Source organism: Cryobacterium luteum, assembly GCF_900110125.1.
In the GTDB taxonomy this organism is placed as follows: domain Bacteria; phylum Actinomycetota; class Actinomycetes; order Actinomycetales; family Microbacteriaceae; genus Cryobacterium; species Cryobacterium luteum.
The window spans coordinates 50,383-71,128 of record NZ_FOCN01000006.1; the positions used below are offsets into that span (position 1 = coordinate 50,383).

Consider the following 20,746-nt stretch of genomic DNA (forward strand, 5'->3'; position numbering starts at 1 on the left):
CTCAGTCTTCCCACATGGGTACGCGCAGCCCGCGCTCGCGGGCCACCTCCTCGGCCCGCTCGTAGCCGGCATCCACATGGCGCATAACGCCGGTACCGGGGTCGTTGGTCAGTACACGCTCGATCTTCTCGGCGGCTAGTGGGGTGCCGTCGGCGACGATGACCTGCCCGGCGTGGATGCTGCGGCCGATTCCCACGCCGCCGCCGTGGTGTATCGACACCCAGGTGGCGCCGGAGGCGGTGTTCAGCAGGGCGTTCAACAGCGGCCAGTCGGCGATCGCATCTGAGCCGTCCAACATATCCTCGGTCTCGCGGTACGGCGAGGCGACCGAGCCGGAGTCGAGGTGGTCGCGGCCGATCACGATGGGTGCGCGCAGTTCGCCGGAGGCGACCATCTCGTTGAACTTCAGGCCGGCGAGGTGCCGTTCCTTGTAGCCGAGCCAGCAGATGCGGGCCGGCAGGCCTTCGAACTGCACCTTCTCTTCGGCCTTGGTGATCCAGCGGTGCAGGCCGGCGTCGTTCGGGAACAGCTCGAGGATGGCCTTGTCGGTGGCCAGGATGTCGGCCGGGTCGCCGGAGAGCGCGACCCAGCGGAACGGGCCCTTGCCCTCGGCGAACAGCGGTCGAATGTAGGCCGGCACAAAACCGGGAAACTCGAATGCTCGATCGTAGCCGCCGAGCTTTGCCTCGGCGCGAATGGAGTTGCCGTAGTCGAAGACTTCGGCGCCGGCATCCTGAAATTCCACCATGGCCTTGACCTGCCTGGCCATCGCGGCGCGGGCGCGTACGGTGAACTCTTCCGGGTTCTCGGCCGCGTAGGCATGCCACTCCTCAACGGTGACTCCCTCCGGCAGATAGGAGAGCGGGTCGTGGGCACTGGTCTGGTCGGTGACGATGTCGATTGGAACCTTGCGCGCCAGTAACTCCGCGAATACCGTAGCGGCGTTGCCGACCAGCCCCACCGACAGGGCCCGACGTTCGTCCTTGGCCGCGAGCACCCGGGCGATGGCGTCGTCGATGTCGTCGGTCATTTCGTCGAGGTAGCCGTGGTCGACCCGGCGTTGCAGCCGGGCCGGGTCGACGTCGACGATGAGCACGACGCCGTCGTTCATGGTGACGGCGAGCGGCTGCGCGCCGCCCATGCCGCCGGCCCCGCCGGTCAACGTCAGGGTGCCGGCCAGGGTGCCATTGAATCTTCTCGTCGCGACGGCGCCGAAGGTTTCGTAGGTGCCCTGCAGAATGCCCTGGGTGCCGATGTAAATCCACGAGCCGGCGGTCATCTGCCCGTACATGGTGAGCCCCAGGTGCTCGAGGCGGCGAAACTCGGGCCAGGTGGCCCAGTCGCCGACGAGGTTAGAGTTGGCGATGAGTACCCGGGGGGCCCATTCGTGGGTGCGGAAGACGCCGACCGGTTTACCGGACTGCACGAGCAGGGTTTCGTCTTTCTCGAGGGTTTCGAGGGTGCGCACGATCGCGTCGTAGCATTCCCAGTTTCGGGCGGCCTTGCCGGTGCCGCCGTAGACGACGAGGTCGTCGGGGCGCTCGGCGACGTCCGGGTCGAGGTTGTTCATGAGCATGCGCAGGGGGCCCTCGGTCTGCCAGCTCTTCGCGGTGAGTTCGGTGCCGCGGGCGGCACGAACGGGGCGTGCGGTGTGAATGGCACTCTTCGATGTGCTGGTCGTCATGCGTATCTCCCTCGATTACCGACTTACCCGATCACTGAGGGTATCCGCTCGAGGCTGCCGCAGACCGAGGACCACGGTCGAATCCAGCTCCTCGCTGCGGCCGATGCGGGCCAGCAGCCCGTTCAGGCCGAAGATCGCGGCCGTCTGCGGGGCTTGGCGCTGCCCGGTTTCAACGAGCAGGCATCCGCTGGTCGAAAGCCACTGTGGCGCTCCAGACGCAATGCGGCGCTGAACGTCGAGGCCGTCATCGCCGCCATCTGCGGAGGCGCGCGGTTCGTAGAGGCGGGCCTCGATCGGCATGAGGGCGACCTCGTCGGTCGGAACATAGGGTGCATTAGCGACGATGATGTCGACCCGACCCAACAGCGATGTCGGGAGCGGTTTGAACAGGTCACCCTCGAACACCTGCCCGCGGTCGGCCAGATTACGGCGCGCACAGGCCACCGCCAGCGGATCAATGTCGACCGCGAAAAACGAGGAATCCGGCAGCGCTGCCGCCAGCGTGGCGGCAACCGCGCCCGAACCGCAGCAGAGATCGACGATGACGGCGTCGCTCGCGCAGAGCGCCAGGGCCTGCTCCACCAGGAACTCGGTGCGCCGGCGCGGTACGAACACGCGCGGGTCCACCAGAATCCGCCGGCCGCAGAACTCGGCCCAGCCGAGAATCTGCTCGAGCGGCAGCCCGGCTACGCGGCGGTCGATCATGCCCTTCAGCTCAGCCGGCGACTGTTTGACCGACAGCAGCAGGCTCGCCTCCTCTTCGGCGAAGACACAGCCGGCAGCGCGCAGCCTCGAGGCGATACCCACCAAGTCTGCGATCATGACCGCCTCCTGTCGAAGCCGAGCACGGGCATCCTACGCCCGGGTCTTGATGGCCGCCGGGTGCGTGATTACCCTGAAAGCATGTGCCGAAACATTCAAGTCCTGCATAACTTCGAGCCCGCCGCTACCGACGACGAAGTGCATGCGGCCGCGCTGCAATACGTGCGCAAGATCAGCGGCTCGACGCATCCGTCGAAGGCCAACGCGGAGGCGTTCGAGCGTGCGGTGCACGAGATCGCCCATATCTCGAGGCATCTGCTCGAAGACCTCGTGAGTACTGCGCCGCCCAAGAATCGGGAGATCGAAGCCGACAAAGCCCGGGCACGCTCGCAGAAGCGGTTCGCTGCGGCTTAGCGGCTTCGCCAGTCAGCCCAGAGCACCATGACGGCCGCCGCGATGCTGGAGGCCAGGCCGAAGACCAGCCCGAAGGCCATGGTGATGCCGGCATACGCGGCATCGTCCAGCAGCGTCAGTGCGATGGACACCCCGACAGACAGCAGCAGCACACCGACGACCGCGCCCAACGCCGCGATGAAGGTGCGCAGGCGCCGCGATCTCGCGAGGTGACGGTCGAGAATGGCCACGGCAGCGAGCCCGCCCAGCATCGCGCACAACGCTATGATCGCGCCGATCACGCCGTAGTTCGCCATGGACAGCGCCAGAAACCAAAACCGATAGTCGGTTTCACCGCTTCCGGCATTGGTCATGACTACGGCCACGGCGGCCGCGATCAGAAACCCAACGAACGGCGCGAACACGGCGATGCGCCAGTAGCGCCGAATGATCATGAGCCCACCCTACGTCTAGAACTCCACCCAGGGGCTGGGTAGCGGATGCTGCCCCGCCTCCGGCTGGACTCGCTCGCTTCGCCGGTCCGCTCGGTACACCAGGATCGCGGCCACCATGCCCGACGCGCTGGCAAGGGCCACACTGATAATGATGTCGAGCGCTGAACCAACATGGCTCCCACCCTATGGGGCGGTCGGCATCCATTCAGTCGGTAGTGGGGTCGATGACCCGATCGGTGAGGTGCGCTCCGAAGTAGTCGGACTGCTGCGACATAACCTCCCGCATCGACTCGTCCCGGCTCACGCCGTAGACGGTGCTCATGAAGTTCAGTCCGCGTTGGATGGCCCAGATCTCAGCGTGACGATCCGGCGACAGAATCTGCGCCGGGTCGCCCACAGCCACCCAGCCGATCGGCACGACCGCCCCGTCGTGCAGGCGACTCTTGATCTGCACCACAGCGTTGATGCGCACCTCGGCGCGTTTGCCGATCACCGCACCGGGAAACAACGCCGCACCGGTAGGCGGACTCGTGGACGGTCGGCCGGTTTCCGCGATGTTCGATCAGCATGCACAGACACTATCGACGCTGCCCGCCGCGCGGTCATGAATTGCCAATGTTGTGCGCTCTGGCTTCACCGGCCCTTGTCGGGCCGCATGAACCGCATTACTGTAGCGATCACGTCGTGGCCAGCATCGGAAGGACACGGGAATGAATTTTGTTCGCGCTCCGAAGCCGTCCCGCATCATCCGTCGCAGCCTCGCTGTGCTCGCCGTTGGCGCGATTGTCGCCGCTTCGGTGGCGCTGTTGCCCACGAATGACGCCTCTGCATTGCTGCCATCGTCGTTGCCGCCATCCGCGCAGGCCGTCGTGCAGACCGCACCCGACCTGGCCAAAATCTGCGCGCGACTCAAGCGCACGGTCGCGAAAACCACCCTGTGCAGCCACGGGCCCGACCCCGTCGGGGCTTTCGGTGGTGCAACCAAGCTGAAGCAGACATCCGCTGGCGAGGAACAGGGCGTGGCCGTCGCGCCGGCCTCGGAACTGACCGCGCTGTGCAGCGCCACTGGGGTAAGCGGCAAGCGTATCGAGGTGATCTACGGTGTGCCGCAGGATCGCACCAACCGGTTCAGTACGATGCTGGCGCCGGTACGGGACATGATGCGGCAGGTCAACAACAATCTCGAGGCAGCGGATGCCGCCACCAGCCAAAATTACCGCTTTCTGTGCACAAATGGTGTGGACGTGACGGTGCGAAACGTGACGCTGTCCCCGGTCGGCAGCGACGGAATTTTCACCTTCGATGACTATGTGCTCAGCCTGCAGAACCAGGTCGAGTTCGGTCTGGGACCGGTGAACTACCTCCAAAACGACCGCCTGTACATCGCGTATATCGATCAGATTCAGGATGTCTACCCGTTCGGCGGTCAGGGCGAACTGTCCATCGACGATCAGCCGAATCCGGCCGCGAACGCCAACAATGACTCACGCCCGCGCTACTCCATGTCGGCCTACCTGGACATGCCCGTGATCGCGCACGAGATCGGCCACAACATTGGGGCCGTGCAGGATTCGGCGCCGCACTCGAGCAAGGGCGGCCACTGCTACGACGAGGCCGACCTGATGTGTTACGACGACGGGGGACCGTATTTCGCCCTCGGCGGCACACTCACCTTCACCTGCGCCGGGGCGGACTCCGCCATCGACTGCCACGACGAGGACTACTACTACCCGGGCACGCCGCCCGCCTCGAACTATCTCGCCACCCACTGGAACACCGCCAACAGCGGGTTTCTGACGCCGATCGTGTTGGCGGTGCCGCCAATCGTCACAGTGAAATCGCCACTGACCCTCGCTACCCGGGTTGCGCAAACGGCCAATGTGACAGCCACGTTCAGCACGGCCGTGCAGGGTGTCTCGACGACCACGATGCGGCTGAAGAACCCGGCCGGTGCGGTTCTGGCGGCCGCCGTGAGTTACAACGCGAGTACCCGGGTCGCGACGCTCAATCCCACTGCGACGCTCAGCGCCGACACCAAGTACAGCCTGAGCCTCACCGGGGGCGTGACCGGTATCCGCGATGCGGCGGGAATCCCGCTCCGGTCCACGGGGTGGAGCTTCACGACCGGGCCGGCGCCCACGATCAGCACCCGCACCCCGGCGAGTGGGGCCACCGGTGCCAGCCGCAGCGCGAGTGTCTCGGCGACGTTCAACGAGGGAATGGCCGGGGTGTCGGCATCCACTTTCACGCTGAAGAATGCGACGACCGGCGCTTCGATCCCCGCCGTGGTCTCGCGCAGCGGCACGACCAACCAGTGGATCCTGAACCCCAACTCCACCCTCGCCGCACGGACCGGTTTCACCGTCACGGTCACCGGCGGCACATCGGGCGCACGCGACCTGGCCGGCAATCCGGTCTCGACGAGCACGTGGAAATTCACGACCGGCAGTTAGTCTGAAGCGATGCCAGCTTTGCCTGACCTCGTCTGCTCCGAATGCGCTGCCGTCTACCCGGTCGAGAGCCTGGCCTGGCAGTGTGCGTGCGGTGCAACTCTCGACGTCGTCGACTTCGCCGGCACAGTGGATGCCGCGGCGCTGGCCGGCCGCGAAACCTCACTCTGGCGCTACGCCGAAGCCCTGCCGATCGCGGTTGATCCAGCGATCTCGCTGGGCGAGGGCCTGTCGCCGCTCGTGCCCTCCCTGGCGCTCGCCCACGTGCAGCTCAAGCTTGACTTTCTGCTGCCGACGCTCTCGTTCAAAGACCGCGGCGCGGTGGTGCTTGCGACGCTTGCCAAACGGCTGGGAGTCACGCAGGCCATGGTCGACAGCAGCGGGAACGCCGGCACCGCGATGGCCGCCTATTTCGGTCGGGCGGGCATCGGCTGCACCGTGTACGTCCCGGAATCCACCTCGCCCGGCAAACTCGCCCAGATGCGCGCGCACGGCGCGACGGTCGAATTGGTGCCCGGTTCCCGTGCGGACACCTCCGCGGCGGCACTGCGGGCCGCGGGACAGCCCGGGGTCATGTACGCGAGCCACGTCTACCACCCGTACTTTCTGCACGGCGTCAAGACCTACGGCTACGAGATCTGGGAGCAGCGCGGGCGCTCGCTGCCCGAGACGGTGGTGGTTCCGGTCGGCAACGGCACGCTGCTGCTCGGCTGCTACCTCGCCTTCCGTGAGCTGGTAGCCGCGGGACTTGCCGAGCGGATGCCGCGGCTCTGCGCGGTGCAGGCATCCGCTTGTTCGCCGCTCGAGCAGGCCATGGCGCAGGGACTCGACGCACCCGTGGCTGTTCAGAGCGGCGCCACCATCGCGGAGGGTATCGCCATTGCGGCACCGCCGCGGGGAAAACAGATTCTGGCGGCCGTGCGAGCCACCGGCGGCACGATCATCTCCGTCACCGACCGGCAAACCGCGGCAGCGCGGCAGGAGCTCGCCGACGAGGGGCTTTTTGTTGAGCCGACCTCCGCGGTCAGTTTCGCCGCGGTACGCGCGGCCGCCGACCAGACGTTCGACTTCGACAGCCCCACCTGGACCACGGCTGCGACCCTGCTCACGGCCTGTTCGGTGGTCGTTCCCCTGTGCGGTGCCGGCCTGAAATCGCCCGGCGACACCACCAGGGCCCAGGCATGAGCGCGGAGCAGTCAGACACCGCGGAAAACCCGATCTGTCCGGCCTGCGGCACCGAGATGATCACGGACGGCGTCGACACCGCCGACGGCCTGGAGGAGTGTCATCGGTGCCCGCGGTGCCGCCTCGTCATCGTCGTGCCGGGCCTGTGGTCGCAAATTCACCTCCGCGACGACCGCTAACCTGTGGGCATCGCCAGTTCTATCCACGGCGTGTGAGAGTCAGGGTGTCAATGAGTATTGTTTCCGAGTCACGACCACAGCTGTTAAATGCACCCATCGTCGAGCTTCAAACGGTTCACCGGCCGAGCATTTCGGATCCGGGTTCGCTGGGGCTGGGAGCGTTCGCCCTGACCACGTTCATGCTGAGCCTGGCCAACACCGGGCTGGTGCCAGCGGCCGGTGCCGCGGTTTTGGGCGTCGCCCTGTTCTACGGCGGAATCGCCCAGCTTGCAGCCGGCATGTGGGAATTCGCCACGGGAAACACCTTCGCCGCGACAGCATTCACCTCGTATGGCGCATTTTGGCTGTCGTTTTGGTGGTTGGAGACGAACCCCGACGTCGCAGAACACGCCGGAGCGAGCGGAGTGGGTGTCTACCTGCTGGTCTGGGCCATCTTCACCGCGTACATGACGATTGCCGCTGTGAAAACGAATCGGGTCATCCTGACCGTCTTCATTCTCTTGACGGTGACGTTCATTGCCCTCGCCATGGGTAAGTTCACCGGATTCAGCGCTCTGAGTCAGACCGGCGGCTGGCTGGGGCTGGCGACAGCGTTGACCGCCTGGTATGGGTCGGCGGCTGTCGTCGTCAATGCCACCTGGGGACGCACGGTCTTCCCCATCGGCGCCGCAAAACGCTGATCCGCGGGCGCCGCCCGATGCGTGCGGCGCCCCCTGGTTTGGGGTCTTCGGCCCGACGCTGGGTGAGAATCTTTCTGTAACCAGAATAATCGCGTTTCTTCTGGTCAACTTTCTTGAGAAGAGCAGTTGTTCTTGCGCCAATCTTGATTTAACAGCCGATAGCGGCCCGTTGAGTCAGTAGTCCCGGCTCAGCCCAACTCAGACGTCGAAGGAAAGAATATGACTGCGTACCAGAAAGACATCGAGGACATCGAAGCCCTCAAACAGCAGGTTGGAAGCAGCTGGGACGCCATCAACCCCGAGTCCGTCGCCCGCATGCGCGCCCAGAACCGGTTCAAGACCGGCCTGGAGATCGCGCAGTACACCGCCGACATCATGCGCAAGGACATGGGGGAGTACGACGCTGACTCCTCCGTCTACACCCAGTCGCTGGGCGTCTGGCACGGTTTCATCGGCCAGCAGAAGATGATCTCGATCAAGAAGCACCTCAAGACCACCAACAAGCGTTACCTCTACCTGTCCGGCTGGATGGTTGCCGCTCTGCGCAGCGAGTTCGGTCCGCTCCCCGACCAGTCCATGCACGAGAAGACGACTGTTCCCGCTCTCGTCGAGGAGATCTACACCTTCCTCCGCCAGGCCGACGCCCGCGAGCTCGACTTGCTCTTCACCGGTCTCGACAACGCCCGCATCGTTGGCGACGACGCCAAGGCCGCGGCGATCCAGACCCAGATCGACAACTTCGAAACCCACGTCGTGCCGATCATCGCGGACATCGACGCCGGTTTTGGTAACCCCGAAGCCACCTACCTCCTGGCCAAGAAGATGATCGAGGCCGGCGCCTGCGCCATCCAGATCGAGAACCAGGTATCGGACGAGAAGCAGTGTGGCCACCAGGACGGTAAAGTCACCGTTCCTCACGAAGACTTCATCGCCAAGTTGAACGCCGTTCGTTACGCGTTCCTCGAACTCGGCATCGAAAACGGCATCATCGTCTCGCGCACCGACTCCCTCGGTGCCGGTCTCACGCAGAAGCTCGCCGTAACGTACACGCCCGGTGACCTCGGCGACCAGTACAACTCCTTCCTCGACGTAGACGAAATCACCGAAGCCGACCTCGGCAACGGCGACGTCGTCATCAAGCGTGACGGCAAGCTGCTTCGCCCGAAGCGCCTGGCCAGCAACCTGTTCCAGTTCCGCGCCGGAACCGGTGAGGCGCGCTGCGTGCTCGACAGCATCACGTCGCTGCAGAACGGTGCTGACCTGCTCTGGATCGAAACCGAGAAGCCGCACATCGGGCAGATCGCCGCGATGATGAACGAGGTCCGTAAAGAGATTCCGAACGCCAAGCTGGTCTACAACAACAGCCCGTCGTTCAACTGGACCTTGAACTTCCGTCAGCAGGCCTACGACGCACTCCTCGCCGAGGGCAAGGATGTCTCCGCTTACGATCGCGCCAAGCTCATGAGCGTCGACTACGACGAGACCGAACTGGCTCTGAACGCCGACGAGAAGATTCGCACCTTCCAGCGCGACAGCTCGAAAGAGGCTGGAATCTTCCACCACCTCATCACCCTGCCGACCTACCACACGGCTGCACTGTCAACGGATGACCTGGCCAAGGGCTACTTTGCCGATCAGGGCATGCTCGCCTACGTCAAGGGTGTGCAGCGTCGCGAAATTCGCGAGGGAATCGCCACGGTCAAGCACCAGAACATGTCTGGATCTGACCTCGGTGACAACCACAAGGAGTACTTCGCCGGTGCAGCAGCCCTCAAGGCTGGCGGCGTGAACAACACGAGCAACCAGTTCGACGAACCGGCTCTGAGCAGCCACTGACTCCAACTGCACTAACGACGAGGCCCCAGTCGAAAGACTGGGGCCTCGTCGTTGTTGTGTCGGACCAAACTGAACCGGCATACCATCAGGCATGGAACATTTCGACTCGATTGTGATCGGCGCCGGAATAGCCGGGCTGACCGCCGCTCGACTCCTGGCTCAAGCTGGTCGCCGCGTCGTGGTGCTCGAGGCCCGCGACCGCGTGGGTGGCCGGGTGTGTACGGATCGAACCGACGGACTGATCACCGATCTCGGCGCATCCTGGATCCACGGTGTGACCGGCAACCCCGTCGCAGCGGCGGCAGCGGCATTCGGCCTGCCGACCGTGGAGTTCACGGTCGGCGGCTACCAGCCCGACAGCCGACCCATCGCCTATTACGGTCCTGACGGTGAGCGGCTCTCGGCTGAGAAGGCGCGGGCCTTCGCCGACGACGTGCGAGCGGTCGACGCCGCGCTCATGACCGCGGTCGCAGCCTCGAAAGCGGATGCCTCCTACCGCGACGTGACCGAGACGGCGCTGGCCCGCCAGCGATGGAGCGCCGAGCGTGCGGAACGGGTGCGTGAGTTTCTCCAGCACCGGAGCGAGGAACAGTACGGGGCGTGGATCGAGGACCTTGCCGCGCACGGCCTTGATGACGATGTCATCGACGGCGATGAAGTGGTCTTTCCAAACGGCTACGACCAGCTGGCCGTGCGGCTGGCGGCCGGGCTGGACATCCGCTTTGACCAGGTCGTCACGCAGGTGCGCTGGTCGACCGAGGGTGTTTCGGTCGCGACGTGTGAGAGAACTCTGGCCGCGAGCAGTGCCGTCGTGACGGTGCCCGTCGGGGTGCTGCAGTCGGCAGATTTCACGATTGAGCCGGCGCTCCCCGAGCCGAACGCCGGGGCCCTGGGGCGACTCACGATGAACGCCTTCGAGAAGGTCGTCCTGCGGTTCCCGACCAAGTTCTGGGACGACGGGGTCTATGCGATTCGGCAGCAGGGCGCCGAGGGTCGCCGGTGGCACTCCTGGTACGACCTCACGGCCCTGCACGGCACCCCGACCCTGCTGACCTTTGCCGCCGGCCCGGTGGCCAGGGAAATTCGCGAGTGGACCCAAGAGCAGGTCGTCGACTCGGTCCTCGCGCAACTGCGGCGACTTTATGGCGCCCGGGTGGAGCAGCCGAACCGGGTTGACCTCACCGCCTGGCACGCTGACCCGCTCGCTCGCGGTTCGTACGCTTATATGACGCTCGGCTCTACGACGGCAGACCACGACGACATCGCGACCCCCGTCGGCGGGGTCCTCCACCTCGCCGGCGAGGCGACCTGGACCGATGACCCGGCGACCGTCACCGCGGCGCTTTGTTCTGGCCACCGCGCGGCCTCGAACGTTCTGCATCGGGAGATCCCGATCGCCGACCTCTGGGCTGATTGAGCGTGCCCCCAGGCAGATTCGAACTGCCGCCCCTGCCTCCGGAGGGCGAACCAGGCCGAAGACATGCCCAGTCACACGACACGAAAAGCCTGATTCGAGGGCATTTGTCGATCGCGCCGCTATTCACTAATACTCATACATTGCCGGCCAGTTGCGGGCAGGCTGTGGGCGGCAGCCAGATCGTTAGAACAGACGAAGTTTCTGCCGTAACTTCGACGGCTGGCCGAACTCGCGGCGGCCCGCACTGAGATCACACCGGCGCGCTGGTTACTTCGCCCCGGTCAGTGTCCGCCGCCGAGGTTGCCGGCCAGGCGGGTGTGTAGCTCGTGGCTGGCCTCGTTGAGCCCCTCGATCACGACGTATTTGTCGTGGCGCTCGTACTTGTAGGTGATGGTGTCGAGGGTGGCGACGGTGGAGGCGTCCCAGATGTGTGAGGCCGACATGTCGATGACGATGCGGTCGGGGTCGTTGGCGTACTCGAATTGGGTCATCAGGTCGTTGCTCGAGGCGAAGAACAGCGCCCCGGTGACTGTGTAATACGCGGTCGGGACCGGCTCGTCGAGTTCGACGGTGCGGTCCACTCGGGCCAGGTGAGCGACGCGACGGGCGAAGGCAACCATCGCCACGATCACGCCGACGACGACGCCAATGGCGAGGTTGTGGGTGAGTACGATGACGATGACCGTGGCGACCATGACCGTGGTCTCGCTCTTCGGCATCCGCTTGAGGGTCGAGAAACGGATGCTGTGCCAATCGAAGGTGAGAAAAGCCACGATGATCATGACCGCGACCAGGGCGGCCATGGGCACGACGGCGAGGACGTCGCCGAGGCCGAGCACGAGTACGAGGAGAAAGATGCCGGCGAGGAAGGTGGAGATGCGGGTGCGAGCGCCGGAGGCTCTGACGTTGATCATGGTCTGGCCGATCATGGCGCAGCCGCCCATGCCGCCGAACAGGCCGCTCATGACGTTGGCGACACCTTGCCCCCAGGTCTCCCGGGTTTTGTTGGAATGGGTATCGGTGATCTCATCGACGAATTTCGCGGTCATGAGTGACTCGAGGATTCCAACGAAGGCCATTCCGAGGGCGTAGGGGGCGATGATCGTGAAGGTGTCCCAGTTGAGCGGAACGCTCGGGAGGAAGAGCTCGGGCAGGCTCTTGGGCAGTTCGCCCTGGTCGCCGATGGTGGGCACGTTGAGGCCGATGACGACGGTCACCACGGTGAGTACGACGATTACGACGAGCGGTGCCGGAATCACCTTGGTGATGCGGGGCATGACGATCGTGATGATCAGGCCGGCGGCGACGAGCGGGTAGACCGTGAAGGGCACGCCGAGCAGCTGGGGGAGTTGTGCGGTGAAGATGAGAATGGCGAGGGCGTTGACGAAGCCGACCATGACGCTGCGGGGAATGAAGCGCATGAGTTTGGCGACGCCGACCAGGCTGAGCACGATCTGGAATATCCCGGCGAGAATGACGGTGGCGATGAAATACTCCATGCCGTAGTCACGGGCGACCGGGGCGATGACCAGGGCGACGGCGCCGGTCGCGGCGGTGATCATGGCAGGGCGTCCGCCGACGACGGCGATGGTGACGGCCATGACGAACGATGAGAACAATCCGACCCGAGGGTCGACGCCGGCGATGATCGAGAACGCGATCGCCTCGGGGATGAGGGCCATCGCCACGACGAGCCCGGCGAGCACCTCGCGGGTGAGCAGGCGGGGTGTGCGCAGCGCGGTGAGTACGGAGGGTTCCGCCTTGTAGCGATTTGTTGACGCGAATTTTTGAACGATGGCCATGAGGCCTCCAGAAGCTGGGCCGGGGATGCGGCCGAAATGGTTTGAGAAGAATCGCCGCAGTGCGCACCTCCACCAGCCAGCGAGGCCGTTCCTTCGAAGGCGTGCCTTCACGGACAATGGTGGGAGAGTGGGCTAATAGTTGAATGTCAGCCGACTTCTGTAACACTACCCTAACGTAAGGGTTGATTGCGATTTCTAGAAAGAGGTATTCCGGTGAAACCAGACGCAACGGGCCCTGCGGTCACGATGCACATCGGCGAGCTTGCCGAAAAGACCGGGCTATCCCTGCGCACGATCCGCCACTATGACGAGGTTGGCCTGCTCAAGGCATCCGCCCGCACTGAGGGCGGTTTTCGGCTGTATTCACCCGACGACTTCGCGCGACTGATGCTCATTCGTCGCATGAAGCCGCTCGGCTTCACCCTCGATGAGATGACGGCCCTGCTTGCGGTCATCGACACGCGACAAAACGGTGGACTGGATGCCGACGCTCCCGAAACGAGGCAGCAGCTGGATTCCTTCATCGCCGAGACCGTTGCGCGCCGCCAGAAGCTTCACGATCAACTCGGCATGGCCGACGAGTTCCTCGAGCTGCTCCGCGCACAGATGTCCTGATAGATAACACGGGCAGCCCCCGAATGCTCAATGGGGTAATGCCGGCCACGCAATGTCAGTGTCTGGACTTCCGAATGCATTCCGAATACGATGAGCACATGACCCTGATCTACGACCCTCGCACCACGACTCGGCGATCATCAGACCTGAGCAAGCACTCGGCCGACGTGTTCGCCGAGGCTGAGGATCACACTGTGCAGATCACTCGCCGCGACGGTGAGCCGCTGGTGCTGATGTCGCAGCGCGAGGCCGACGCCCGGGATGCACTTCTGCAATTTGCCGCAGACCTCATCACTGTCACACTCGATGACGAGGGCACGCTCGCATCGAGAATGGCCGACCGATTCCAGTGGATGCTGGCGTTATCGCTGGGGGATCAGGCACAGTGTGCGCAGGATCTCGTCAACGCTGCTCGAGCGTCGTTCGCTACAGGACAGTCGCACCTCGCCATCGCCGAGCTCACCTCGTGGCGAGAGACGGCAACCGCGATCGCGGCCGGACTGGTGGTGCACCCGGTCGAGTGGCTCGAAGGCCCTGAACGTGTTGAGCGTCCCTGACCGTGGCAAAAGACGACCTGGCCCCCAGGCCCACAAAGAAGACCGAGTACACGATTCGATTCGCCTCAGCCGGCGCGCGCAAGGGATGGCGCGACCTGGCTGCGACGCTGCGAAACCCGATGGCAGACGCGTGGGACTTCCTTACGAAGACGCCCACCGAGCGGACCCCTACGAATTACCCGCTCCGCGGTGAATTGGGGCTCGTCCAGCGCGAAGGCAAAAGCCATGAGCGCTGGCAGCACAAACCCACGGTCCACGGTGACGCTCGAATTTGGTTCTACGTGGACGGGGAGGATGTGTCCCTCGAGCAAGTCCACACCCATCATCCGAACGCGACGAAGTGAATGGACGAATCAATTGTGGGGCACGCGTGGGCCCATGACGCACGCGACGTCGAAATTCCCTGCCCAAAATTGTGCTGTAAATTCTTCTGATCAGGAATTACTGCGGCGTGAGTGGTGTGCCCCCAGGCAGATTCGAACTGCCGCCCCTGCCTCCGGAGGGCGACACATGCTGCCACGGTACCGGGCGATACCCCCGCGACCCCAGTGTTTTACTGGCATCGTGATCACGGCGATACGCCTAATCCACATTGAAATCTCGTCAAATGTAGTCAAAATATAGTCACGCTACTGCAGGTCGCCACTCAGGGCATTTGTGATGTATCAGGACATCCCTGACAATTCTGCATCAGGACATCTCTGACAGTCATGGGACTGTGCGCGGTCAGCGCGGTCCGCGCGGTCCGCGGGGTCCGCGGGGGCGTCCGCTGCCCACGTATTTGGTTCCCGGGAGGGGGCCAGCGGTGTTCGATGAGTAGGGTGCCTTGGGAGTCGAAGACGAGGAGGCGATCGTCTTCTTCGACGAGGTAGGACAGGGTGCCGGCCGGGGTTCGGCTGACTTGGAATTTGGTGCCGCGGGCGAAGACGGTGCCGTTGTCGCGGATGCGCGTCATCCGCTTGTCATCGTTGACTCCGACGGGTGCGGCGGCGTGTGGGACGGGGCGTGGCGGTTCGACCATCGGGGTCGCTTCCCACGACTGCTGCGGGGTGATTCGTCCCGGCAGCGCCTGGTGCGGGCGCTGCGTGTTGTAGATCACATCGAACGCGTCGACCTGGGCCTGCAGCTGCTCGAGGGTGTCCGCGAGGGGCTGCTTGTCGAGGTATCGGAACAGGGTTTGGTGGAAGCGTTCGTTCTTGCCCTGCGTGGTCGGTTTATACGGTTTCCCCGTGATTGGCTCGACGCCGAGCGAGGTGACATAGACAACGAGTTGGCCGTGAGGCTCGATCAGGGTCGTCGCAGCGGCGTTGCGGAGGGCGTCGGCGACGAGCTCGGTACGCATGTGATCGGCGATGGACCAGCCGACAACTTTCTTGGAATAGCAGTCGATGACGGTGGCCAGATAGATGAATCCTTGCCAGGTGTGGATGTAGGTAATATCGCCGACGAACTTTACTCCGGGGCGGTCGGCAGTGAAGTCGCGTTTGACGAGGTCGGGCATGTTCGCGGCCGCCTCGGCATCGGCTTCGGTCGTGATCCGGAAAGGGCCGTGGTTAGCAGGCTACGAGGCTGATCTGGCGCATGAGTTGCCGCACCAGCTCGGGCGAGCATTCGGTCTGTTCGGCGGCAAGGTCGGCGTGGATTCGCCGGTATCCATAGGTGCCGTCGGACTCCTCGAAGAAATGTTGGATGCGGGCGATCAGGGCCTCTCCGCGAGCCGCCGTCGCTGACTGCGGCCGGATTGCCCAGTGGTAGAAACCGGACGTGGAGACGGCCAGCCAGAGACACATTTTCACCACCGAATTCCGTTGGTGGGCTCAGATTTTTGAGAGTTGATGTACTCGTACTCGTACTTGCTCACTACCGCTGCTCCCGCGCGAAGTAAGCGCTGGCTTTTTTAGAAATGCGGTCTCCGCCCGCAGCTCTTGAACTTCCCGCTCGAGTTCCTTCAGACGAGCTCGTTCCGACACGGTCAAGTCCGCTTCGGTGCCGGCGTTGGCCTCGCGATATTTGTTCAGCCAGTTCCGGAGAGTCTCGGGCCCGACGCCATATGCGGTGGCGACGTCCTTGATCGGTTTGGAGGTTGTGATCACCTCGCGGCACAGCTCGTCTTTGAAGTCTTGGGTGAAACGCCTACGCGCTGCGGTCATGCTGATCTCTACTTTCAGTGAACCCTCATTTTAAGAGGGCCCACTGTCCGAGATATCCGCGGCAGCTCATACCTACCCTGTGTTTTGGGAAACGATGAGGGCAATGCCAGTGACGCCCGTGATGAGAGCAACTCCATACAGCGTCATTGTGACGATAGTTAAGGCACGCCACTTCGCACGTGACTTCGCACGCAAGCGTTCTCCGGAGAACACCAGAGCGAGCAGCGGAACAGTATTGAGAAGACAAAGAACCACTGTAACGCCAATGAGAATCGAAGAAATCGGCATCATATGGCCCCTTACAGATCCGGGCGAAGTGTGCAGACTGAAAGGATGATTAGCCCAATACCCGCGGTTTCCACTCCGAGTGCAGCCGCAACTAGTCCGACCACTGCAGCAGCTGGTGCGCCGACGCCGGTAATCGCTAGAACTGCAGCGGTCAACCCGACTTGCGCCGTTAGAAAACCTAGGGCGGCGACAGCCAGGGGAGCAAATGTGCAAAAGGCTCCCAGGCCGGACGGGTCTTTCGCGTTGATGGGGTTGCAGCTTGCGTAGGCGTAGGGGTGTGCTTCTTGCCCGGACGGGTCGTATTGGGTGAAGCGTCCGATGGTGGGGTCGTAGTTGCGGGCGCCGAGTTTGTAGAGGTTGGTGGCGTCGTCGTAGTAGCCGCTGATGTAGCGGAGGTGGTTGTAGGCGATGGCGGTGTTGGTGCCGGTGGCGCGTGCTTCGCCGTAGGGGCTGTAGGAGTACCCGCCCATGTAGGCGCCGGTTTTGTCGAACAGTCCGATCACGGAGCCGAGGGAGTCTTGTGCGTAGTAGTACTTGGTGCTGGTGCCGTGCACGCCCAAGGCCTGGCCGGTGGGGGTGCGGGTGAATCCTCGGTTGGCGGTGCCGAGTTTCTCGCTGGCGAGGCCGAGAGGGCCATTGAGGTAGGTGGTGGTGGAGGCGCTTCGGGAGAGCTGGTTGGTGTTGCCCTGGCCGAGGGCGGTGTAGGTGGTCGCGTCGATCGCGGTGACGGCGCCGCGGGCGTTGTAGGTGGCGGTTTGCCCGGTGAGGCCGTTTTGGGTCTGGTTCCCGGCCGCGTCGTAGGTCCAGGTGGTGGTGTCTCCGGTGGCAGCGGTTATCTTGTTCGCGGCGTTGTAGCTGTATGCGGTTGTCCCCGCGGTCGCACCGGTCGCGCCGGCCCTCACCTGTTGGGTGCGGTTCCCGGCCGGATCGTAGGTGTAGGCCCAGGAGGCGGTCGCGGCGGCACCGAGTTTCTCGGTGGCTGTGGTCAGGCGGCTGAGGGAGTCGTAACCGTAGGTACTGATCGCACCGGCGCTGATGCCCTGTTCGAGATAGCTGGTGCGGGTCTGGATGTTGGTCCGGTCCGCGGTTCCACCGGGAACGGTGTAGGAATAGCCGATGTCGGCTTTGATCACGCCGGCACCATCCTTCGCGGTGATCCTGGTCGCCCGGCTGGCCGCGTCGTTCACGGTGGCGACGGTCGCGTTCCCGGGCAGGGTGCGCAGCGTTTCGGCACCGTTCGCGTCGTAGGCGAACTTGATGCAGCCGGAGTCGGTGGGCGAGCCGGCCGCGACCGGGCAAGTGCCGAGAGGTTCGGTGAGTTGGGTGAGTTGGTTGGCGTCGTCGTAGATGTAATTCACCTCGCCGGTCATGGCGTCCCGGAACCGGGTGATGTTCCCCGCGGCGTCGTAGTCGAATTCCTGGTTCACGGTGCTGGTGACGATGGTCTGGTAGTTGATGATCCGGCCGAGGGCGTCGTAGGTGTACTGGGTGAACGGGCCGGTGCTGTCGGTGTCGCGGTTCTTGATGCCGTTGCTGTAGAACGTCGTGGTGAGGGTCTGCCCGCCCTGGAAGGTGGACAGCGCAATGTCGTCCCGGAGGTTGTACGCGTAGGTCGTGGTGTCGCTATTGCCGTCGGTGACGGTCAGCACCCGCCCGAGGGAGTCGTAGGTGTAGCTGGTCGCCCCTTGCGGTGCGGGCGGGGTCACCGAGCTGAGGTTCCCGTTCCCGTCATACGTGTAAGCGGTGGTGTTCCCCTTACCGTCCTTAGTAGTGCAGACCTGCCCGTCGAAACCGCCGCAGACCGCGCCACCATTCTCGTAAGTGAACCGTTGTGGGACCGCCCCGGTGCCACCGGCGGTGCTGTCGGTGACTTTCGTCGGGTTGCCCTTCGCGTCGTACTCGAACGCTTTCCCGTTCCCGGCCGCGTCGGTGGAGCACTTAGCCTGGAACACGGTTCCACCGGTGCCGGCGCAGCCAACTCCGGTCCCATACGCGGCCGAGGCCGCCGCTCCGGTTGGCAGGGTCGCGCTGACCGCGTTGTTCAACGCGTCATATGAGTACGTGGTGCTGTTCCCACCGATGCCGCCGGTGGCGAACGCGTCCGTGACGGTCACCACGTCACTGTTCGCGGCGTAGGACTGCGACCGGGTACGGTTCAACGGGTCCGTGACAGAGGTCATCCGCCCGGAGGCGTCGATCGCGTAGGAGAACATTTTCCCGCGCCCATTGGTCAGGACCGTCTGCCCGGCCGTGTAGACGTAGGAGGCGGTCGTAAGGAACGTTGAGGAGGACGCCAGCCCGCGTTTGATCGACGTCAGCCGGTGTTGGGTGTCGTAGCCGAACAGGGTGCGGGACGTCGCCGCCGCGTTGGTGCCGCGGGCCCGGAGTTCGGAGATCCTCCCGGTCGCGTCGTAGTCATATTCTTCCCAAAGCCCACCCGGGGAATCCACCCGGCTCAGCTGCCCGGCCCCGTTCGCGGTGTAGGTCGTCGTCCGGCCGGCAGAGTCCACGATCTGGCTGATCCGCGACCCACCCGCCCACGTCACCGAGTACGAGCGGCCGGCCGCTTCCGTCACCGTGGACACGGTCCCCGTCGACGGGTCGTAGCTGTACGTCGTGCCCTCGCCGTTCCGGTTCAGGTTCTTCGTGATCCAGCCTGAGCTGTTGAAAACGAACTGCTCACCGGTCCGATTGAACGTCACCGTTTTCGTGTAGGGCTGCTCGATCAGCGTGGCGTTGAAACCGGACGGAGTTACCCAGGCCTCACCGGACTTCGTGAACACCGCCTTGAACCCGTTCGCCCCGGTGTAGGTGGCGGTGCTCGAGGTCACCGCGAGACCCACATCGAACGCCGACAGGGGTGACGACCAGCCGCCACCGAGTGAACCCTCCGACGATGACAGGCCGTTGTAGAACCGGTCGTTGCGCACCGCGAGTGCCGGACCGTTCAAGACGCCGTCGTTCGAGGTGAGCAACAGGTTCCCGTTCGCGAGATTCACCCGCGCCACAGTCGCGTTCGAGACGTTCGCCTCATCGAAAGCGAAGTGGGGCAGAGCGCCCAGGCCTGGTGCGCCCACAACAGTTCCCGCCGGTGCCCGGTTCGCGGTCCCACCCGAACCGTTCGACAGCGATCTCGTTGCCAGTGGCGTGGCCCATGTGTTCGGAGGGGCATTCGACTCGCCGGCTGCACCCTTCGCAGCGTCCTTCGACGGTGACCACACCTCGTCAAACTCTGTCGGCGGCAGGTACTCAACCCCCGGGGGGAGAGACCGACTCGCCAATGGTGAAACCGGGGCGGCGACAGCCGGAAGCGAGGTAAACAACATCGCAACGACCGAAACGACAGCGACAAGAACAAAGACCCGACCACGCGACATGTGCGTACCGTTCCCATACGATCCGGGGCAAATATCGCCGCCATGGCGCTCGGCAAATATACGATGTATGTCGGGAATGTCCACACCCCCCTTTCGAGCACAACATGTGTCGCAGGGAGAGCCCCGGCGGCACGTGCGCGAGTCGTCGCTTTTCGAGGTCGTCTGCGAGGTTGACCGTGGATCCTGACGCTTGGGCGGGCAGGCAGGCGGGCAGGCGGGCAGGCGCGAGACGCGGTGACGAGCAGCCTCCCGGCGAGCCAGGTTAACCTCCTCGACACACGGAATTGAATATCGATGGCGCACCAGCACGATGCGTTCCGGCTACCGTGTGAGCACGTGGATCTCCGCCGAGACAGCGTTCCTTACGATCTAGTGCCGACCTAGGTAACGGCCATTGCGACCGCAATTACTGTCGTCGTCGCCATCGTGTATACCTATCAGTAGATTCGGTTTACATCTCGTCAAATGCGTGAAGCTGCGCTCCGCGAGGCGCAAGACAGCGAGACCGGAGCCGACCGTACGTCGGCATGGATATTGTTCCCGGGTTGGCTGGTCCGCCGACACTCGACATTGTGATCGAAAATTTGGTGAGACCACCGCTCAAGACGTGCGTCTTAACCTGGTCGGCGATTCCCTCGGCGCACAATCCGAGGGAGATGAGAGGCGCCGCCGCCAAATAGCGATCACAGAATGCCGCCATGGAGCGCCAAAAGTCACAGCCAGAGCCCGACAACAACGCGGCGAAACTCCCACCCAAACGCCAAAGCCCTCGCGTCTCACGAGCGACGATCTACCGCCACCTCAACCCTTAGCGCCAACCACCGTTCCGTTACTGGCCAGACCCCCAGATGGCCGCAGTACCAACATCGTGGAACGGCAGTACCAACATCGTGGAACGGCAGTACCAACAACGTGG

At 64.0% G+C, this 20,746-nt stretch carries 16 protein-coding genes, 1 tRNA gene and 2 pseudogenes; 10 read left to right on the forward strand and 9 right to left on the reverse strand.

The features are described from left to right. Window position 1: 1 nt before the first annotated feature. Both hutU and BMW72_RS08200 read right to left on the reverse strand, forming a co-directional pair. The gene (hutU, locus tag BMW72_RS08195; protein ID WP_174843159.1) at window positions 2-1,684 is read right to left on the reverse strand and encodes a urocanate hydratase; all 1,683 of its coding nucleotides are present in this window, start codon (window positions 1,682-1,684) and stop codon (window positions 2-4) included. Window positions 1,685-1,699: 15 nt separating this feature from the next. Next, on the reverse strand, window positions 1,700-2,506 hold the full coding sequence (locus BMW72_RS08200; RefSeq protein WP_092109305.1) for a putative protein N(5)-glutamine methyltransferase: 807 nt from the start codon (window positions 2,504-2,506) through the stop codon (window positions 1,700-1,702). Between the two features lie 81 nt (window positions 2,507-2,587). On the opposite strand from BMW72_RS08200, the gene BMW72_RS08205 reads away from it, so the two are divergent. After that, on the forward strand, window positions 2,588-2,860 hold the full coding sequence (locus BMW72_RS08205) for a DUF2277 domain-containing protein (protein ID WP_092109308.1): 273 nt from the start codon (window positions 2,588-2,590) through the stop codon (window positions 2,858-2,860). Here BMW72_RS08205 and BMW72_RS08210 read toward each other — a convergent pair. Next, on the reverse strand, window positions 2,857-3,294 hold the full coding sequence (locus BMW72_RS08210; protein WP_092109311.1) for a hypothetical protein: 438 nt from the start codon (window positions 3,292-3,294) through the stop codon (window positions 2,857-2,859). The genes BMW72_RS08205 and BMW72_RS08210 overlap by 4 nt on opposite strands. A gap of 205 nt (window positions 3,295-3,499) precedes the next feature. Further along, window positions 3,500-3,787 carry a hypothetical protein gene (locus BMW72_RS08215; RefSeq protein ID WP_134360755.1) on the reverse strand — a complete coding sequence of 96 codons (288 nt, stop codon included), beginning with the start codon at window positions 3,785-3,787 and terminating at the stop codon, window positions 3,500-3,502. A gap of 217 nt (window positions 3,788-4,004) precedes the next feature. Here BMW72_RS08215 and BMW72_RS08220 point away from each other — a divergent pair, with 217 nt between their 5' ends. The 6 genes from BMW72_RS08220 (at window position 4,005) to BMW72_RS08245 (ending at window position 11,041) form a co-directional block, all read left to right on the forward strand. After that, window positions 4,005-5,747 carry an Ig-like domain-containing domain gene (locus tag BMW72_RS08220; protein ID WP_092109317.1) on the forward strand — a complete coding sequence of 581 codons (1,743 nt, stop codon included), beginning with the start codon at window positions 4,005-4,007 and terminating at the stop codon, window positions 5,745-5,747. Window positions 5,748-5,756: 9 nt separating this feature from the next. Continuing rightward, window positions 5,757-6,929: a threonine synthase gene (locus BMW72_RS08225; RefSeq protein ID WP_092109320.1), complete on the forward strand. Its 1,173-nt coding sequence runs from the start codon at window positions 5,757-5,759 to the stop codon at window positions 6,927-6,929. Further along, window positions 6,926-7,108: a zf-TFIIB domain-containing protein gene (locus tag BMW72_RS08230; RefSeq protein WP_092109323.1), complete on the forward strand. Its 183-nt coding sequence runs from the start codon at window positions 6,926-6,928 to the stop codon at window positions 7,106-7,108. Before BMW72_RS08225 ends, BMW72_RS08230 begins: the two co-directional genes overlap by 4 nt. A 50-nt stretch (window positions 7,109-7,158) precedes the next feature. Then, window positions 7,159-7,788, forward strand: coding sequence for an acetate uptake transporter (locus BMW72_RS08235; protein WP_092109325.1), 630 nt, complete (start codon window positions 7,159-7,161; stop codon window positions 7,786-7,788). A gap of 219 nt (window positions 7,789-8,007) precedes the next feature. Beyond that, a complete protein-coding gene (locus BMW72_RS08240) occupies window positions 8,008-9,624 on the forward strand; it encodes an isocitrate lyase (RefSeq protein ID WP_092109327.1) in 1,617 nt (538 codons plus the stop codon). Window positions 9,625-9,715: 91 nt separating this feature from the next. Continuing rightward, a complete protein-coding gene (locus BMW72_RS08245; RefSeq protein ID WP_092109330.1) occupies window positions 9,716-11,041 on the forward strand; it encodes a flavin monoamine oxidase family protein in 1,326 nt (441 codons plus the stop codon). A gap of 281 nt (window positions 11,042-11,322) precedes the next feature. On the opposite strand, the gene BMW72_RS08250 is transcribed toward BMW72_RS08245, so the two are convergent. Beyond that, window positions 11,323-12,843, reverse strand: coding sequence for a SulP family inorganic anion transporter (locus tag BMW72_RS08250; RefSeq protein ID WP_092109333.1), 1,521 nt, complete (start codon window positions 12,841-12,843; stop codon window positions 11,323-11,325). A gap of 246 nt (window positions 12,844-13,089) precedes the next feature. Between BMW72_RS08250 and BMW72_RS08255 the strand changes: the two genes are divergently transcribed. The 3 genes from BMW72_RS08255 (at window position 13,090) to BMW72_RS08265 (ending at window position 14,359) form a co-directional block, all read left to right on the forward strand. After that, a complete protein-coding gene (locus BMW72_RS08255) occupies window positions 13,090-13,458 on the forward strand; it encodes a MerR family transcriptional regulator (RefSeq protein WP_092109336.1) in 369 nt (122 codons plus the stop codon). A gap of 98 nt (window positions 13,459-13,556) precedes the next feature. Continuing rightward, complete coding sequence (locus BMW72_RS08260) at window positions 13,557-14,015, forward strand: prevent-host-death protein (protein ID WP_092109339.1); 459 nt, start codon at window positions 13,557-13,559, stop codon at window positions 14,013-14,015. 2 nt (window positions 14,016-14,017) lie between these two features. Then, window positions 14,018-14,359: a hypothetical protein gene (locus BMW72_RS08265; protein ID WP_092109342.1), complete on the forward strand. Its 342-nt coding sequence runs from the start codon at window positions 14,018-14,020 to the stop codon at window positions 14,357-14,359. A gap of 117 nt (window positions 14,360-14,476) precedes the next feature. Here the strand turns inward: BMW72_RS08265 and BMW72_RS18705 are convergent. The 4 genes and pseudogenes from BMW72_RS18705 to BMW72_RS19500 all read right to left on the reverse strand — a co-directional run bounded on the left by BMW72_RS18705 (window position 14,477) and on the right by BMW72_RS19500 (window position 19,530). Next, window positions 14,477-14,545: transfer RNA gene (locus tag BMW72_RS18705), tRNA-Arg, on the reverse strand. Between the two features lie 479 nt (window positions 14,546-15,024). Further along, window positions 15,025-15,288, reverse strand: a pseudogene (locus BMW72_RS08270) (integrase core domain-containing protein); the annotation flags it as partial. Between the two features lie 3 nt (window positions 15,289-15,291). After that, window positions 15,292-16,165 (reverse strand): annotated as a pseudogene (locus BMW72_RS08275) (IS3 family transposase); the annotation flags it as partial. Between the two features lie 299 nt (window positions 16,166-16,464). Further along, window positions 16,465-19,530: an RHS repeat-associated core domain-containing protein gene (locus tag BMW72_RS19500; protein WP_166787678.1), complete on the reverse strand. Its 3,066-nt coding sequence runs from the start codon at window positions 19,528-19,530 to the stop codon at window positions 16,465-16,467. Window positions 19,531-20,746 lie beyond the last annotated feature (1,216 nt).